General features: G+C 63.1%; 13 protein-coding genes, 1 tRNA gene and 1 pseudogene. 14 read left to right on the top strand and 1 reads right to left on the bottom strand.

Features of this window, described 5'->3' with window-relative positions; all coding sequences use genetic code 11:
- The 10 genes from AC3WR5_RS33110 to rpoC form a co-directional block, all read left to right on the top strand.
- The coding region (locus AC3WR5_RS33110) for an EF-Tu C-terminal domain-related protein (protein WP_080380372.1) at positions 1-117 on the top strand (117 nt) is incomplete at its 5' end.
- A gap of 20 nt (positions 118-137) precedes the next feature.
- A tRNA-Trp gene (locus AC3WR5_RS33105) sits at positions 138-213 on the top strand.
- A 159-nt stretch (positions 214-372) separates the two neighbouring features.
- A complete protein-coding gene (secE, locus tag AC3WR5_RS33100; protein ID WP_141284876.1) occupies positions 373-759 on the top strand; it encodes a preprotein translocase subunit SecE in 387 nt (128 codons plus the stop codon).
- Between the two features lie 32 nt (positions 760-791).
- Positions 792-1,373: a transcription termination/antitermination protein NusG gene (nusG, locus tag AC3WR5_RS33095; protein ID WP_141284874.1), complete on the top strand. Its 582-nt coding sequence runs from the start codon at positions 792-794 to the stop codon at positions 1,371-1,373.
- Between the two features lie 113 nt (positions 1,374-1,486).
- On the top strand, positions 1,487-1,918 hold the full coding sequence (gene rplK / locus AC3WR5_RS33090; RefSeq protein WP_141284872.1) for a 50S ribosomal protein L11: 432 nt from the start codon (positions 1,487-1,489) through the stop codon (positions 1,916-1,918).
- The gene (rplA, locus tag AC3WR5_RS33085; RefSeq protein WP_141284870.1) at positions 1,919-2,632 is read left to right on the top strand and encodes a 50S ribosomal protein L1; all 714 of its coding nucleotides are present in this window, start codon (positions 1,919-1,921) and stop codon (positions 2,630-2,632) included.
- 294 nt (positions 2,633-2,926) lie between these two features.
- Positions 2,927-3,463 (top strand): 50S ribosomal protein L10, encoded by a 537-nt coding sequence (rplJ, locus tag AC3WR5_RS33080; protein ID WP_141284868.1) that lies wholly within the window; start codon positions 2,927-2,929, stop codon positions 3,461-3,463.
- Between the two features lie 49 nt (positions 3,464-3,512).
- Positions 3,513-3,890, top strand: a complete 378-nt coding sequence (gene rplL, locus AC3WR5_RS33075) for a 50S ribosomal protein L7/L12 (protein ID WP_141284866.1) — start codon at positions 3,513-3,515, stop codon at positions 3,888-3,890.
- Between the two features lie 340 nt (positions 3,891-4,230).
- On the top strand, positions 4,231-8,352 hold the full coding sequence (gene rpoB / locus AC3WR5_RS33070) for a DNA-directed RNA polymerase subunit beta (RefSeq protein ID WP_141284864.1): 4,122 nt from the start codon (positions 4,231-4,233) through the stop codon (positions 8,350-8,352).
- Between the two features lie 67 nt (positions 8,353-8,419).
- On the top strand, positions 8,420-12,643 hold the full coding sequence (gene rpoC / locus AC3WR5_RS33065) for a DNA-directed RNA polymerase subunit beta' (RefSeq protein WP_141284862.1): 4,224 nt from the start codon (positions 8,420-8,422) through the stop codon (positions 12,641-12,643).
- Between the two features lie 86 nt (positions 12,644-12,729).
- Here rpoC and AC3WR5_RS33060 read toward each other — a convergent pair whose 3' ends face one another.
- Positions 12,730-13,191, bottom strand: a complete 462-nt coding sequence (locus AC3WR5_RS33060) for a PIN domain-containing protein (protein ID WP_492490044.1) — start codon at positions 13,189-13,191, stop codon at positions 12,730-12,732.
- 231 nt (positions 13,192-13,422) lie between these two features.
- Between AC3WR5_RS33060 and rpsL the strand changes: the two genes are divergently transcribed.
- The 4 genes and pseudogenes from rpsL to AC3WR5_RS33040 form a co-directional block, all read left to right on the top strand.
- A complete protein-coding gene (gene rpsL / locus AC3WR5_RS33055) occupies positions 13,423-13,800 on the top strand; it encodes a 30S ribosomal protein S12 (protein WP_141284880.1) in 378 nt (125 codons plus the stop codon).
- A gap of 192 nt (positions 13,801-13,992) precedes the next feature.
- Positions 13,993-14,463: a 30S ribosomal protein S7 gene (rpsG, locus tag AC3WR5_RS33050; RefSeq protein ID WP_141284858.1), complete on the top strand. Its 471-nt coding sequence runs from the start codon at positions 13,993-13,995 to the stop codon at positions 14,461-14,463.
- Positions 14,464-14,531: 68 nt separating this feature from the next.
- Positions 14,532-16,634, top strand: a complete 2,103-nt coding sequence (fusA, locus tag AC3WR5_RS33045) for an elongation factor G (protein ID WP_141284856.1) — start codon at positions 14,532-14,534, stop codon at positions 16,632-16,634.
- Positions 16,635-16,857: 223 nt separating this feature from the next.
- Positions 16,858-16,934, top strand: a pseudogene (locus tag AC3WR5_RS33040) (GTP-binding protein); the annotation flags it as partial.

Raw genomic sequence — 16,934 nt, 5'->3', positions numbered from 1 at the left:
GTCAGCATCACCGTCAAGCTGATCGCCCCGATCGCGATGGAAGAAGGCCTGCGCTTCGCCATCCGTGAAGGTGGCCGTACCGTCGGCGCCGGCGTGGTTGCCAAGATCATCGAGTAATCGAGCAAGTTGAAGGCCACAGGGGTATAGCTCAATTGGCAGAGCGTCGGTCTCCAAAACCGAAGGTTGTAGGTTCGATTCCTACTGCCCCTGCCAGCATCGGCGCTCAGGTCTGAGTTGCCGGTCTGGTCCAAGGCCTGATCAGCCAGCCCGCAGGCCTTGTGCCCGGCGGGCTTTGCTGCTGTTGGGCGCCGGGTGTTCGAGCCCTTGTCGCAGGTTTTACCGGCCCGTCACCCGGATCGCAAGTTGAAAGCAATGTCCACCCCTTCCCAAGTCGAAACCCTCTCCACCGGCGCTGACAAGGCCAAGCTGGCCGCTGTCGCAGTGCTGGTCGTCGGTTCGGTCGTGGCGTTTTACCTGCTGAACCAACAGCCGATGTGGCTGCGCGTGATTGCGCTGCTGGTGGGCCTGGCGGTCGCGGTGGGCCTGTTTTTCACCTCCGAAAGTGGCAAGCAGCTGATCGCCTACGGCCGCGAGTCGGTTCGCGAGGTCAAGAAGGTCGTCTGGCCGGCCCCGAAGGAAGCAGCGCAGATGACGGGCTACGTGTTTGCCTTTGTCATCCTGATGGCGCTGTTCCTGTGGCTGACCGACAAATCCCTGGAGTGGGTGCTGTACGACCTGATCCTGGGCTGGAAGCACTGATTCCTGGTGCACACAAAAGAGGTCCACAGAGCATGAGCGATTCCATCGCAAACGACGCAACGCCCGCTTCGCCGGCAGCCTCCGGCCAGCGCTGGTACGTCGTCCATGCCTATTCGGGCATGGAAAAGGCCGTGGAGCGCAATCTGCGCGAGCGGATCGACCGCGCCGGCATGCAGTCCAAGTTTGGCCGCATCCTGGTGCCGACCGAAGAAGTGGTCGAGCTGAAGAATGGCAAGAAGTCGGTCACCGAGCGCCGATTCTTCCCGGGTTATGTGCTGGTCGAGATGCTGATGGACGATGAGTCCTGGCACTTGGTCAAGCACACCAGCAAGGTCACCGGCTTTGTCGGCGGCGCGCGCAATCGCCCGGCACCGATCTCGGAGGCCGAGGTCATGAAGATCGTCAACCAGATGCAAGAAGGCATCGAGAAACCCCGGCCCAAGGTCGAGTGGGAAGTTGGCGAGCTGGTGCGGGTCAAGGAAGGCCCGTTCACCGACTTCAACGGCGCTGTCGAAGAAGTCAACTACGAGAAGTCCAAGGTCAAGGTCTCGGTCACGATCTTCGGTCGCGCCACGGGCGTCGAGCTGGATTTCTCGCAAGTCGAGAAAGTTTGAATCTCTGACCGCTGGCGGGCTTGGCCCGGCGCCAGCGGTTTTTGTCGTTCCGGGTCATCAGCGAGGAGCCAAGGGGTCACTCCCAAGGCGCTTGAACTCGAAAGGAGCCATTCATGGCAAAGAAGATCGTCGGCTTCATCAAGCTGCAAATCCCGGCCGGCAAGGCCAACCCGTCGCCGCCCGTCGGCCCGGCACTGGGCCAGCGCGGCCTGAACATCATGGAGTTCTGCAAGGCGTTCAACGCCCAGACCTCCGGCATGGAACCTGGCCTGATGCTGCCGGTGGTCATCACCGCGTTTGCCGACAAGTCCTTCACCTTCGTGCTGAAGTCGCCCCCGGCGACCGTGCTGATCAAGAAGGCCATCGGCCTGGGCAAGGGTTCGGACAAGCCGCACCTGAACAAGGTTGGCAAAATCACCCGCGCCCAGCTGGAAGAGATCGCCAAGACCAAGCAAAAAGACCTGACGGCGGCTGACATGGACGCTGCAGTGAAGACCATCGCCGGCTCTGCCCGTTCGATGGGCGTGATCGTGGAGGGTGTGTAAATGGCCAAGCTGACCAAAAAAGCCAAGACCCTGCAAGGCAAGGTCGACAGCCTGAAGCTGTACGCGATCGGCGAAGCACTGACGCTGGTGAAGAGCGCAGCCACCGCCAAGTTCGATGAATCCATCGACGTGGCCGTGCAGCTGGGCATTGACCCGAAGAAGTCTGACCAGGTCGTGCGTGGCGCCGTCGTGCTGCCCAACGGCACCGGCAAGACCAAGCGTGTCGCCGTGTTCGCCCAAGGTGCCAAGGCTGACGAAGCCCGCGCCGCTGGCGCCGACGTGGTGGGCATGGAAGACCTGGCCGAGCAGGTCAAGGCCGGCAACATCAACTTCGACGTCGTGATCGCTTCGCCGGACACGATGCGCGTGGTCGGTACGCTGGGCCAGATCCTGGGCCCGCGCGGCCTGATGCCGAACCCGAAGGTCGGCACCGTGACGCCGGACGTCGCCACGGCGGTGCGCAACGCCAAGGCTGGTCAGGTGCAGTTCCGCGTTGACAAGGGCGGCATCATCCACGGCACCATCGGCCGTCGCTCGTTCGACGACGACAAGCTGGTGGGCAACCTGGCCGCGCTGCTGGATGCACTGAACAAGGCCAAGCCGGCCGCGTCCAAGGGCGTGTACCTGCGCAAGGTCGCGGTGTCTTCGACCATGGGCGTCGGCGCCCGCGTCGAAATCGCCTCGGTTGCCGCGGCCACGGCCCCGGCTGCCTGAAGCAGCATTGAATCAAGGCCGGCGCGGCTGTCTTGACGCGCTGGTCTGACATTGGTGGGCTGAGGCGGGCAACCGCCGCAGGCCATCCAAGACCGCTGGTGGTGGGGTGTTTCGATGCCCAGCCTTAATCGCGAACCGGGCCTGCCCGGCAAGCACCAGCGCAGATGGCGTCCCCGCCGTGAAGATGGAGGTTCCAGTGTATGGAGCGTCTCTCGGAATCGGTTAGGTCGCTGCAATCCTGGTGTGTCGAACGGGTCGCAAGACTTGCAGACACGTTTTTGTGAGGAGTAGACCTTGAGTCTCAACCGCAACGAGAAGGCGGCCGTGGTCGAGGAAGTGGCAGCGCAAGTCGCCAAGTCCCAGACCCTGGCGTTGGCCGAGTACCGTGGCCTCACCGTGGAAAACCTGAACAAGCTGCGCGTCGATGCGCGTGCCAAGGGTGTGTACCTTCACGTCGTGAAGAACACCCTGGCCCGTCGCGCCGTCGCCGGTACCCCGTTCGAGGTGGTCACGGAGAGCATGGTCGGTCCGCTGATCTACGGCTTTTCGGAAGATGCTGTCGCCGCGGCCAAAGTCATCGCTGACTTTGCCAAGGGCAACGACAAGCTGGTCATCAAGGCCGGCGCCTATGCAGGCAAGGTCCTGAACGCCGACGGCGTGAAGGCCCTGGCTGCGATCCCCAGCAAGGAAGTCCTGCTGTCGCAGATCGCTGGCTTGCTGAAGTCGCCGGTGCAGCGCATTGCTGCCGTGGTGGCCGCATTGGCCGAGCAAAAGGGCGCTGGCGCGGAAGCTCCGGCTGACGCTGCGCCTGCCGAAGAAGCTGCCGCCTGAGCGCCGCAGCCGATCCCTACACTGAATCATTGAATACGAGGTAACTCAAATGGCATTCGATAAAGACGCCTTCCTGACCGCCCTGGACAGCATGTCCGTGATGGAACTGAACGACCTGGTCAAGGCGATTGAAGAGAAGTTTGGCGTGTCCGCCGCTTCGATGGCCGCTCCGGCCGCTGGTGGCGCTGGTGGCGCTGCCGCCGTGGTCGAAGAGAAGACCGAATTCAACGTCGTGCTGCTGGAAGCCGGCGCCCAAAAGGTGCAGGTCATCAAGGCCGTGCGCGAACTGACGGGCCTGGGCCTGAAGGAAGCCAAGGACCTGGTCGACGGCGCTCCGAAGAACGTGAAGGAAGCCGTGCCGAAGGCCGACGCCGAAGCCGCTGTCAAGAAGCTGGTGGAAGCCGGCGCCAAGGCCGAAGTGAAGTAATTCACCTTCGCAGCAAGGGGCTGGGGGTCCGAAAGGGCTCCCGGCCTTTTGTGTTTTCTGCGCAAGCGCGCGGAAGGCGGGCGTCGGCGGGCATTGACCCTGCCGAGGACAGCTGAAATGACCTGCGCAATAATGGCCGGTTATTCCAAGTGTTCTCTGATCCGACTGCAGAAGAACCAGGTTTGGTCGGGCTCCGGTGCAATGCCGGGGTTGTCCGCCAGCGGTTGGTAGTGGCCAACCACCAAGCTTTCAGGCTTCCCGCCCGGGAAATCCGCCTGCAAAAGCCAGTCGCCGACGAGGTTCCCCGCTAGGCCGGCGGGTGCCCGATACGGAGTGTTCAATGGCGCAAGCAACCCCCTACAGCTACACCGAGCGCAAGCGAATTCGCAAGAGCTTCGGCAAGCGTGAGAGCGTTCTCAACGTCCCCTACCTGCTCACCATGCAGCGGGAATCCTACGTCGCCTTCCTGCAGAAGGAAGTGCCGCCGCAACAGCGCAAACCTGAAGGTTTGCAGGCGGCGTTCCTGTCCGCGTTCCCGATTGTTTCGCACAACGGGTTCGTGGAGATGAAGTTCATCGAATTCAACATCGCGCGACCGGCCTTCGACACGCGCGAATGCCAGCAGCGCGGGCTGACCTATGCAGCGGCCGTGCGTGCCAAGCTGCAGATGATCATCTATGACCGCGAGTCGCATCCGGCGAAGGTGGTCAAGGAGATCAAGGAGCAGGAGGTCTACATGGGCGAAGTGCCCCTGATGACCGACTACGGCTCCTTCATCGTCAATGGCACCGAACGTGTCATCGTCTCGCAGCTGCACCGCTCGCCTGGCGTGTTCTTCGAACACGACAAGGGCAAGACGCACTCGTCGGGCAAGCTGCTGTTCAGCGCGCGGATCATTCCTTACCGCGGCTCGTGGCTGGACTTCGAGTTCGACCCGAAGGACATCCTGTACTTCCGTGTCGACCGCCGCCGCAAGATGCCGGTGACGATCCTGCTGAAGGCCATCGGCCTGAACCCGGAAGCGATCCTGGCGCACTTCTTCGACAACGACAGCTTCCGCCTGATGGACACCGGCGCACAGCTGGAGTTCGTGCCTGAGCGCCTGAAGGGCGAAGTGGCGCGCTTCGACATCACCGACAAGGACGGCAACGTCATTGTCGAGAAGGACAAGCGCATCACCGCGCGCCATGCGCGCCAGCTGGAGCAGACCGGCACCAACTTCATCTCGGTGCCGGAAGACTTTCTGGTGGGCCGCGTGGTCGCCCGCAACATGGTCGACCCGGACACCGGCGAGATCATTGCGAAGGCCAATGACGAGCTGACCGAATCGCTGCTGAAGAAGCTGCGCGGCGCCGGCATCAAGGACCTGCAGTGCCTGTTCACCAATGAACTGGACCAGGGCGCCTACATCAGCCAGACGCTGAGCCTGGACGAAACCGCCGACCAGCTGGCCGCGCGCGTGGCGATCTACCGCATGATGCGCCCCGGCGAGCCGCCGACCGAAGACGCGGTGGAAGCACTGTTCCAGCGCTTGTTCTACAACGCCGACACCTACGATCTGTCGCGCGTGGGCCGGATGAAGTTCAACGCCCGCGTGGGCCGCGACGTGCCGGAAGGCCCGATGACGCTGTCCAACGAGGACATCATCTACGTCGTGAAGATCCTGGTCGAGTTGCGCAATGGTCGCGGCGAAGTCGATGACATCGACCACCTGGGCAATCGGCGTGTGCGTTGCGTGGGCGAACTGGCCGAGAACCAGTATCGCTCGGGTCTCGCGCGGATCGAGAAGGCCGTCAAGGAACGCCTCGGCCAGGCCGAGACCGAAGCCCTGATGCCGCACGACCTGATCAACTCCAAGCCGATCTCCGCGGCGCTGAAGGAGTTCTTCGGTGCGTCGCAGCTGTCGCAGTTCATGGACCAGACCAACCCGCTCTCGGAAATCACGCACAAGCGTCGTGTTTCCGCACTGGGCCCGGGCGGTTTGACCCGCGAGCGTGCCGGCTTCGAAGTGCGCGACGTGCACCCGACCCACTACGGCCGTGTCTGCCCGATCGAAACGCCGGAAGGCCCGAACATCGGCCTGATCAACTCGCTGGCCCTGTACGCGCAGCTCAACGAATACGGCTTCCTGGAGACGCCGTATCGCCGCGTGAACGACGGCAAGGTGACGATGCAGATCGATTACCTGTCGGCCATCGAAGAAGGCAAGTACGTCATTGCCCAGGCGAACGCGACGCTGGACAAGGAAGGCACGCTGACCGATGAGCTGGTCTCGGCCCGTGAAAACGGCGAATCGGTGCTGACCTCGCCGGAACGCATCCAGTACATGGACGTGGCGCCGACGCAGATCGTGTCGGTGGCAGCCTCGCTGGTGCCGTTCCTCGAGCACGACGATGCGAACCGCGCGCTGATGGGCGCCAACATGCAGCGCCAGGCGGTGCCGGTGCTGCGCCCTGAAAAGGCGCTGGTCGGTACCGGTGTCGAGCGCGTCGCTGCGGTCGACTCGGGCACGGTGGTCACGGCGCGCCGTGGCGGCGTGGTCGACTATGTCGACACCAACCGCGTGGTGATCCGTGTCAACGACGACGAAACCCTGGCGGGCGAAGTCGGCGTGGACATCTACAACCTGATCAAGTACCAGCGCTCGAACCAGAACACCAACATCCACCAACGCGCCATCGTGCGCCGCGGTGACCAGGTGGCGGCTGGCGACGTGGTGGCCGACGGCGCGTCGACCGACCTGGGTGAACTGGCCCTGGGCCAGAACATGCTGGTCGCGTTCATGCCCTGGAACGGCTACAACTTCGAAGACTCGATCCTGATCAGCGAACGCGTCGTCGCCGAAGACCGCTACACCTCGATCCACATCGAGGAACTGGTGGTGATGGCCCGCGACACCAAGCTGGGCTCGGAAGAAATCACGCGCGACATCCCGAACCTGAGCGAGCAGCAACTGGCTCGCCTGGACGAGTCGGGCATCGTCTATGTCGGCGCCGAAGTGACGCCAGGCGACGTGCTGGTTGGCAAGGTCACGCCCAAGGGCGAGACCACGCTGACGCCGGAAGAAAAGCTGCTGCGCGCGATCTTCGGCGAGAAGGCGTCCGACGTGAAGGACACCTCGCTGCGCGTGGACCAGGGCACCAACGGCACCGTGATCGACGTGCAGGTCTTCACCCGTGAAGGCATCCAGCGCGACAAGCGCGCCCAGCAGATCATCGACGATGAGCTGAAGCGTTTCCGCCTGGACCTGAACGACCAGCTGCGCATCGTCGAGCTGGACGCTTTCGACCGGATCGAGAAGCTGCTGAACGGCCGCATCGCCAACGGTGGCCCGCAAAAGCTGGCCAAGGGCACGACGATCGACAAGGCCTACCTGGCTGGCATCGACAAGTACCACTGGTTCGACGTGCGCCCGGCGGAAGACGAAGTCGCCAACCAGCTCGAGTCGATCAAGAACTCGCTGGAGCAGACCCGTCACAGCTTCGACCTGGCTTTCGAAGAGAAGCGCAAGAAGCTGACCCAGGGCGACGAGCTGCCCGCTGGCGTGCTGAAGATGGTCAAGGTCTACCTGGCCGTCAAGCGCCGCCTGCAGCCTGGCGACAAGATGGCCGGCCGTCACGGCAACAAGGGCGTCGTGTCCAAGATCACTCCGATCGAAGACATGCCCTACATGGCCGACGGCACGCCTGCCGACATCGTGCTGAATCCGCTGGGCGTGCCCTCGCGGATGAACGTGGGTCAGGTGCTGGAAGTCCACCTGGGCTGGGCCGGCAAGGGCATTGGCCAGCGCATCGGCGACATGCTGCAGCACGAGGCCAAGGTGGCCGAGCTGCGCAAGTTCTTCGACGAGCTGTACAACAAGTCCGGCGGCAAGGTCGAGCACATCGAAGACCTCTCCGACAAGGAAGTGGTCGAGATGGCGCAGGAGCTGACCAAGGGCGTGCCGTTCGCGACGCCGGTGTTCGACGGTGCGAAGGAAGAAGAAATCCGCCGCATGCTGAAGCTGGCCTACCCGGACGACATCGCCGCCCGCAAGGGGCTGACCGACACGCGCACCCAGGCCTGGCTGCACGACGGCCGCACCGGCGACCAGTTCGAGCGCCCGACCACGGTGGGCTACATGCACGTGCTGAAGCTGCACCACTTGGTGGACGACAAGATGCACGCCCGTTCGACCGGCCCGTACAGCCTGGTCACCCAGCAGCCGCTGGGCGGCAAGGCCCAGTTCGGTGGCCAGCGCTTCGGCGAAATGGAAGTGTGGGCACTGGAAGCCTATGGCGCCGCTTACGTGCTGCAGGAAATGCTGACCGTGAAGTCCGACGACGTGAACGGCCGCACCAAGGTCTACGAGAACATCGTCAAGGGTGAGCACGCGATTGACGCCGGCATGCCGGAGTCGTTCAACGTGCTGGTCAAGGAAATTCGTTCGCTCGGCATCGACATCGAGCTCGAGCGCAACTGATGACCTTGCGGGACCGGGCTGGCCTGCATGGCGGCCCGGTCTTCAAACTGACTACTAGGAGAAATCAATGAAGGGTTTGCTGGACCTGTTCAAGCAGTTCACCCCCGACGAGCACTTCGACGCGATCCGGATCGGGCTTGCCTCGCCCGAGAAGATTCGCTCGTGGTCCTTCGGTGAAGTGAAGAAGCCCGAGACCATCAACTACCGGACCTTCAAGCCGGAACGTGATGGCCTGTTTTGCGCCAAGATCTTTGGCCCGATCAAGGACTACGAGTGCCTGTGCGGCAAGTACAAGCGCCTGAAGCACCGCGGTGTGATCTGCGAGAAGTGCGGCGTTGAAGTCACGCAGACCAAGGTTCGCCGTGACCGCATGGGTCACATCGACCTGGCGGCGCCGTGCGCGCACATCTGGTTCCTGAAGTCGCTGCCGTCGCGTCTGGGCCTGGTGCTCGACATGACGCTGCGCGACATCGAACGCGTGTTGTACTTCGAAGCCTACGTGGTCGTGGACCCGGGCATGACGCCGCTGAAGAAGTTCTCGATCATGAGCGAGGACGACTTCGAGGCCAAGCGCGTCGAGTTCGGTGACGAGTTCGTCGCGCTGATGGGAGCCGAAGGCATCCAGAAGCTGCTGGCCGAGATGGACCTCGACGTCGAGATCGACAAGCTGCGCAACGACATGACCGGCAGCGAGCTGAAGGTCAAGAAGAATTCCAAGCGCCTGAAGGTGATGGAAGCCTTCAAGAAGTCGGGCATCAAGCCGCACTGGATGGTGATGGACGTGCTGCCGGTGCTGCCGCCGGACCTGCGTCCGCTGGTGCCGCTGGACGGCGGCCGCTTCGCGACCTCCGACCTGAACGACCTGTACCGCCGCGTCATCAACCGGAACAACCGGTTGGCGCGTCTGCTGGAGCTGAAGGCCCCCGAGATCATCGTGCGCAACGAAAAGCGCATGCTGCAGGAGGCAGTCGACTCGCTGCTGGACAACGGCCGCCGCGGCAAGGCGATGACGGGTGCGAACAAGCGCGCCCTGAAGTCGCTGGCCGACATGATCAAGGGCAAGTCGGGCCGCTTCCGGCAGAACCTGCTGGGCAAGCGCGTCGACTACTCCGGTCGTTCGGTGATCACCGTGGGCCCGACGCTCAAGCTGCACCAGTGCGGCCTGCCCAAGCTGATGGCCCTCGAATTGTTCAAGCCTTTCATCTTCAGCCGACTGGAGGCGATGGGCATCGCCACCACCATCAAGGCGGCGAAGAAGGAAGTCGAGAGCGGCACGCCGGTGGTCTGGGACATCCTTGAAGAAGTCATCAAGGAACACCCGGTCATGCTGAACCGTGCGCCGACGCTGCACCGCCTGGGCATCCAGGCGTTCGAGCCGGTGCTGATCGAAGGCAAGGCGATCCAGCTGCACCCTCTCGTTTGCGCGGCGTTCAACGCCGACTTCGACGGTGACCAGATGGCCGTGCACGTGCCGCTGTCGATCGAAGCCCAGATGGAAGCGCGCGCGCTGATGCTGGCTTCGAACAACGTGCTGTTCCCGGCTTCGGGCGAGCCGTCCATCGTGCCGTCGCAAGACGTGGTGCTGGGCCTGTACTACGCCACCCGCGAGCGCATCAACGGCAAGGGCGAAGGCATGATCTTCTCCGACACCGTGGAACTCCAGCGCGCGCTGGACAACGCGGCCGTCGAGATCACCGCCAAGATCTCGGTCCGCCTGGTCGAGTGGACCAAGGACGCCGAAGGTGTGTTCCAGCCTGAAACCAAGCTGGTCGACACCACGGTGGGCCGTGCGCTGCTGTCCGAGATCCTGCCCAAGGGCCTGGCCTTCTCGAACATCAACAAGGCGTTGAAGAAGAAAGAGATCTCGCGCCTGATCAACACTTCGTTCCGCAAGTGCGGTCTGAAGGAAACGGTCGTGTTCGCCGACAAGCTGCTGCAGTCGGGCTTCCGCTTGGCCACGCGCGCCGGCATCTCGATCGCGATCGACGACATGCTGGTGCCGCCGCAAAAGGCAGCGCTGATCGAGCGCGCCGAGAAGGAAGTCAAGGAGATCGAACAGCAGTACGTCTCCGGCCTGGTGACGGCTGGCGAGCGCTACAACAAGGTGGTGGACATCTGGGGCAAGACCGGCGACGAAGTCGGCAAGGTCATGATGAGCCAGCTGTCCAAGCAGAAGGTCATCGACCGTCACGGCAAGGAAGTCGACACCGAGTCGTTCAACTCCATCTACATGATGGCCGACTCCGGTGCCCGGGGCTCTGCCGCGCAGATCCGCCAGCTGGCGGGCATGCGGGGCCTGATGGCCAAGCCTGATGGCTCCATCATCGAGACGCCGATCACCGCGAACTTCCGCGAAGGCCTGAACGTTCTGCAGTACTTCATCTCCACCCACGGCGCCCGCAAGGGCCTGGCGGACACGGCGCTGAAGACCGCGAACTCCGGCTACCTGACGCGTCGCCTGGTCGACGTGACGCAGGACCTGGTCGTGACCGAGACCGATTGCGGCACCGAAAACGGCTTCGCGATGCGTGCGCTGGTCGAAGGCGGCGAAGTGATCGAATCGCTGCGCGACCGCATCCTGGGCCGCGTCTGCGCGATCGAGGTCACCCATCCTGAGACCCAGGAAATGGTGCTGCCGGCCGGCACGATGCTGGACGAAGACCTGCTGGACGTGCTCGAAGCCGCTGGCGTGGACGAAGTCAAGGTCCGCACCCCGCTGACCTGCGAAACCCGCTACGGCCTGTGCGCCAGCTGCTACGGCCGTGACCTCGGCCGCGGTGGCCTGGTGAACACCGGTGAAGCGGTGGGCGTGATTGCCGCGCAGTCCATCGGCGAGCCGGGCACGCAGCTGACGATGCGGACCTTCCACATCGGCGGCGCGGCCTCGCGTGCGGCGGTGGCTTCCAGCGTGGATGCGAAGTCCGATGGTTTCATCGGTTTCAACGCCACGATGCGCTACGTGACCAACAGCAAGGGCGAGCTGGTGGTGATTTCGCGTTCCGGCGAAATCGTCATCTCCGACCAGCATGGCCGCGAGCGTGAGCGCCACAAGGTGCCGTACGGCGCGATCCTGAACGTCAAGGCCGACCAGCAGCTCAAGGCTGGCACGGTGCTGGGCAACTGGGACCCGCTGACCCGCCCGATCATCACGGAATTCGCCGGCAAGGCGAAGTTCGAGAACGTCGAAGAAGGCGTGACGGTGGCCAAGCAGCTGGACGAAGTGACCGGCCTGTCGACGCTGGTGGTCATCGACCCGAAGCGCCGCGGCGCTGCCAAGGTCATCCGGCCGCAGGTCAAGCTGCTGGACGCGCTGGGCCAGGAAGTGAAGATCCCTGGCACCGATCACTCGGTGACCATCGGCTTCCCGGTCGGCTCGCTGGTGCAGATCCGCGACGGCCAGGACCTCGCCCCTGGCGAAGTGCTGGCGCGCATTCCGGTCGAAGGCCAGAAGACGCGGGACATCACCGGCGGTCTGCCGCGGGTGGCCGAGCTGTTCGAGGCGCGTTCGCCGAAGGACGTTGGCACCCTGGCAGAGCGCACCGGCACGGTGTCGTTCGGCAAGGAAACCAAGGGCAAGGTTCGCCTGCAGATCACCGATCCGGAAGGCCAGGTCTACGAAGAGCTGGTGCCCAAGGAAAAGAACATCCTGGTGCACGAAGGCCAGGTGGTGAACCGCGGCGAATTGATCGTCGACGGCTCGGCGGATCCGCAGGACATCCTGCGCCTGCTGGGTGTCGAGGAACTGGCGCGCTACATCGTCGACGAAGTCCAGGACGTGTATCGCCTGCAAGGTGTGAAGATCAACGACAAGCACATCGAGGTGATCGTTCGCCAGATGCTGCGTCGTGTGCAGATCACCAACTCGGGCGACTCGAACTACATCGTTGGCGAGCAGGTCGAACGTTCGGAGCTGTTCAACACCAACGAACGGCTGCAGCGTGAAGACAAGCTGCCGGCGACTTATGCCGACGTGCTGCTGGGCATCACCAAGGCCTCGCTGTCGACCGACTCGTTCATCTCCGCGGCATCCTTCCAGGAAACCACCCGCGTGCTGACCGAAGCGGCCATCATGGGCAAGCGCGACGAGCTGCGCGGCCTGAAGGAAAACGTCATCGTCGGCCGCCTGATCCCCGCGGGCACCGGCATGGCCTTCCACCTGGCCCGCAAGGCCAAGGAAGAGATGGACGACACCGAGCGCCGCGCCATCGCGATGCAGGAAGCCGAAGAGCTGGCCTCGGCCCAGCTGGCCAGCCTGGACGCGCAAGCGCCCGCCGAAGGCAGCGCGGACTAAAGCGACGAAGCGCCGGGCTTCTTCGGCCTGGCGCGATGCAAAAGGGCGACCCACAAGGGTCGCCCTATTTTATTCAGCGGGCCGTTTCAGACCTGGCTGGGCGGCCAGGCTGTGGGTGGCTGGATCTCGGCCCCAAGCAGCGCTGCGCGCTTCCTGAGCTTCAGCACTGCCTTGTCGCGGCTCAGCAGCAGCGCGCCGGTGGCAATCGCCAGGTCGATGAATTTCTGATCGTCACGGTCGGTGCAGCGTGGTGTGCCCAGCGGCAGCACCGGCATGGGTTGCAGCTGCACGTGCTGGTCGAAATGCGCCAGCACGCTTGTGGCCGTGCCCGGCCAGGTCGGCGCCAGACCGCGTGCGGTGAAGCGGTCCAGCACGTGCGACAGCTCGTCGCGCATCGCCGTGGTGGCCAGCCAGGTCCAGCGCGTGGGCTGCAGCTCGGCTTGCCAGTCGGTGCAAAGGGGATTGCCGAACAGCTGCCAGTCCAGGATGGACTGCGTGTCGATCACCAGTGCACGTGGAAAATCGGGAGAGTGGGCACTTGCGTTCATGGGCTGCTGGCGGCGGCAGCGAAGTCGAATGCCAAGCGCCTTGCGGGAAAAGGAGCGGCTTACTATAATCGAGGGCTTTTCGGCGGAAAACTGCCGTGCTTTGGCGTTGCCGCAACTTGCGCAAGGTCAGCGCAAGCCAGTGTTTGCGATCTTCGGTGAGCCGTGATGGGCTTGTTCGAGGTCTGCCGAAAAGACGTTTTTCATGTAACTTCAAACGGGAACAAGTTACCCATGCCAACCATCAACCAGCTCGTGCGCCAAGGCCGTCAGGCCGAAGTCACGAAGTCGAAGTCGCCGGCAATGCAGAATTGCCCGCAACGCCGTGGTGTCTGCACCCGCGTCTACACCACGACCCCGAAGAAGCCGAACTCGGCACTGCGGAAGGTCGCCAAGGTTCGCCTGACCAACGGTTTCGAGGTCATCTCGTACATCGGCGGTGAAGGCCACAACCTGCAAGAGCACAGCGTTGTGCTCGTGCGCGGCGGCCGGGTCAAGGACTTGCCAGGCGTGCGCTACCACATCGTGCGTGGCTCGCTTGACCTGCAAGGTGTCAAGGATCGCAAGCAGTCGCGTTCCAAGTACGGCGCGAAGCGCCCGAAGAGCAAATAAGTCCAAAGCGGTCCGCAAGGGCTTTTGGAAAAGTTGTCATGTCCGGCCGCAGGGCCTCAGGATGTGAAGTTGCGGTCAGTCCTCATGTCGAGTGGCTGGACCGAGTAAGTGAGAGATCTGCCGCAGAGCGGTTCATGGTCTTTCGCGGTGCGGGAATGTTCCGGCACCAACTGAAGATGAAGGAAGAGAGAAATGCCTCGTCGTCGCGAAGTCCCCAAGCGGGACATCCTGCCTGATCCGAAGTTCGGTTCGGTGGACCTGTCCAAGTTCATGAACGTGATCATGGAGTCGGGCAAGAAGGCCGTTGCGGAGCGCATCATTTACGGTGCCCTCGAGCAGGTTGAGAACAAGGCCAAGAAGGACCCGCTGGAGGTCTTCATGGTCGCGCTCAACAACGTCAAACCGATGGTGGAAGTCAAGTCCCGCCGCGTGGGCGGTGCGAACTACCAAGTTCCCGTGGAAGTTCGCCCTGTTCGCCGGATGGCCCTGGCCATGCGCTGGCTGAAGGAATCGGCACGCAAGCGCGGTGAGAAGTCGATGGCTGCGCGTCTGGCCAATGAGCTGCTGGAGGCCTCTGAAGGCCGTGGCGGCGCGATGAAGAAGCGTGACGAAGTGCACCGCATGGCAGAAGCCAACAAGGCCTTCTCGCACTTCCGCTTCTAAACCCTGTCCTTTTGGCCGCCTAGGGTTGTCACCAACCCCGGGCGGCTCTTCGCATTTGGAGTGTCACCATGGCTCGCAAGACCCCCATCGAGCGCTACCGCAACATCGGTATCTCGGCTCACATCGACGCTGGCAAGACCACGACGACTGAGCGCATCCTGTTCTATACCGGTGTGAACCACAAGATCGGTGAAGTGCACGACGGCGCCGCCACGATGGACTGGATGGAGCAGGAGCAGGAGCGTGGCATCACGATCACCTCCGCTGCGACGACCTGTTTCTGGAAGGGCATGGACCTGTCCCTGCCGGAACACCGCATCAACATCATCGACACCCCCGGACACGTGGACTTCACGATTGAAGTCGAACGTTCGATGCGCGTGCTCGACGGTGCCTGCATGGTCTATTGCGCCGTGGGTGGCGTGCAGCCGCAGTCGGAAACCGTCTGGCGCCAGGCCAACAAGTACCACGTGCCGCGTCTGGCCTTCGTGAACAAGATGGACCGCACCGGTGCGAACTTCTTCAAGGTCGTGGACCAGATGAAGGCGCGTCTGAAGGCCAACCCGGTGCCCATCGTGATTCCGATCGGTGCCGAAGAAAACTTCAAGGGCGTGGTTGACCTCATCAAGATGAAGGCCATCTTCTGGGACGAAGCCTCCCAGGGCATGAAGTTCAGCTACGAAGACATCCCCGCCGACTTGGTGGAGCTGGCTCAAGAGTGGCGCGAGAAGATGGTCGAGGCTGCAGCCGAAGCCACTGAAGAGCTGATGAACAAGTACCTCGAGACGGGTGACCTGACCGAGGAAGAGATCAAGTCGGCCATCCGCACCCGCACCATCGCTGCTGAAATCCAGCCGATGTTCTGCGGCACCGCTTTCAAGAACAAGGGCGTGCAGCGCATGCTGGATGGCGTGATCGACTTCATGCCGTCGCCTGCGGACATTCCGCCGGTCCCGGGCACCGACGACGACGACCAGCCGACCACGCGCGAACGCACCGACGAAGCCAAGTTTGCCGCCCTGGCCTTCAAGCTGATGACCGACCCGTTTGTCGGCCAGCTGACCTTCGTTCGTGTGTATTCCGGCGTGCTGGCTTCCGGCGCGACGGTCTACAACCCGATCAAGGGCAAGAAAGAGCGCATTGGCCGGATCTTGCAGATGCACGCCAACCAGCGTGAAGAAATCAAGGAAATTCTGGCCGGCGACATCGCCGCCTGCGTGGGCTTGAAGGACGTCACCACGGGTGAAACCCTGTGCGACCCTGAAGCCATCATCACGCTGGAAAAGATGGTCTTCCCGGAGCCGGTGATCTCGCAGGCTGTCGAGCCCAAGACCAAGGCTGACCAGGAAAAGATGGGCATCGCGCTGGGCCGCCTGGCTGCAGAAGATCCTTCTTTCCGCGTGCGCACCGACGAAGAGTCGGGCCAGACCATCATTTCCGGCATGGGCGAGCTGCACCTGGAAATCATCGTCGACCGCATGAAGCGCGAATTCGGCGTGGAAGCCAACGTGGGCAAGCCGCAGGTGGCCTACCGCGAAACCATCCGCAAGTCGGTGGAAGACGTCGAAGGCAAGTTCGTGCGCCAGTCCGGCGGCAAGGGCCAGTACGGCCATGTCGTGCTGAAGGTCGAGCCGCAAGAGCCGGGCAAGGGCTTCGAGTTCGTGGACGCCATCAAGGGCGGCGTGGTGCCGCGCGAGTTCATCCCCGCGGTGGAAAAGGGCCTGATCGACACGCTGCCAAACGGCGTGCTGGCCGGCTTCCCGGTGGTGGACGTGAAGGTCACGCTGACCTTCGGTTCGTACCACGAAGTGGACTCGAACGAAAACGCGTTCAAGATGGCCGCATCCATGGGCTTCAAGGACGGCATGCGCAAGGCTTCGCCTGTCATCCTGGAGCCGATGATGGCCGTGGAAGTCGAGACGCCTGAGGACTACGCCGGCAACGTGATGGGCGACCTGTCCAGCCGTCGCGGCATGGTGCAGGGCATGGACGACATGGTCGGCGGCGGCAAGGTCATCAAGGCCGAAGTGCCGCTGTCGGAAATGTTCGGCTACTCGACCACGCTGCGCTCGATGTCGCAAGGCCGCGCCACGTACACGATGGAGTTCAAGCACTATTCGGAAGCCCCGAAGAACGTCGCCGACGCCATCATCACCTCGCGCGCGAAGTAAGGCTCACCCCCTACGGCCTGGCGGCCGCCCCCTTCAAGGGGGCACTGCTGGCGGACTGGCAGAGCCAGATCCGCGGCAGTCGCTGGGTTTAGGGCGGCGAGTGTTTCGCAGATTTTGGTCTTCGGCGCCCGCGTACAACGCGGGTTGGCAAGCTGCCCGTGGCAGCCAGTGCTGGAGACCCTAAACCGACACGGGCAATTGTTCTTTCTCTGGAGAATACGAAATGGCAAAAGGCAAGTTTGAACGGACCAAGCCGCACGTGAACGTGGGCACGATTGGTCACGTGGACCATGGCAAGAC

This window comes from Ideonella sp. FW305-24 (assembly GCF_058788035.1).
Note: the sequence above shows the minus strand (reverse complement) of the source record. Positions and strands in the feature narration are given on the sequence as shown.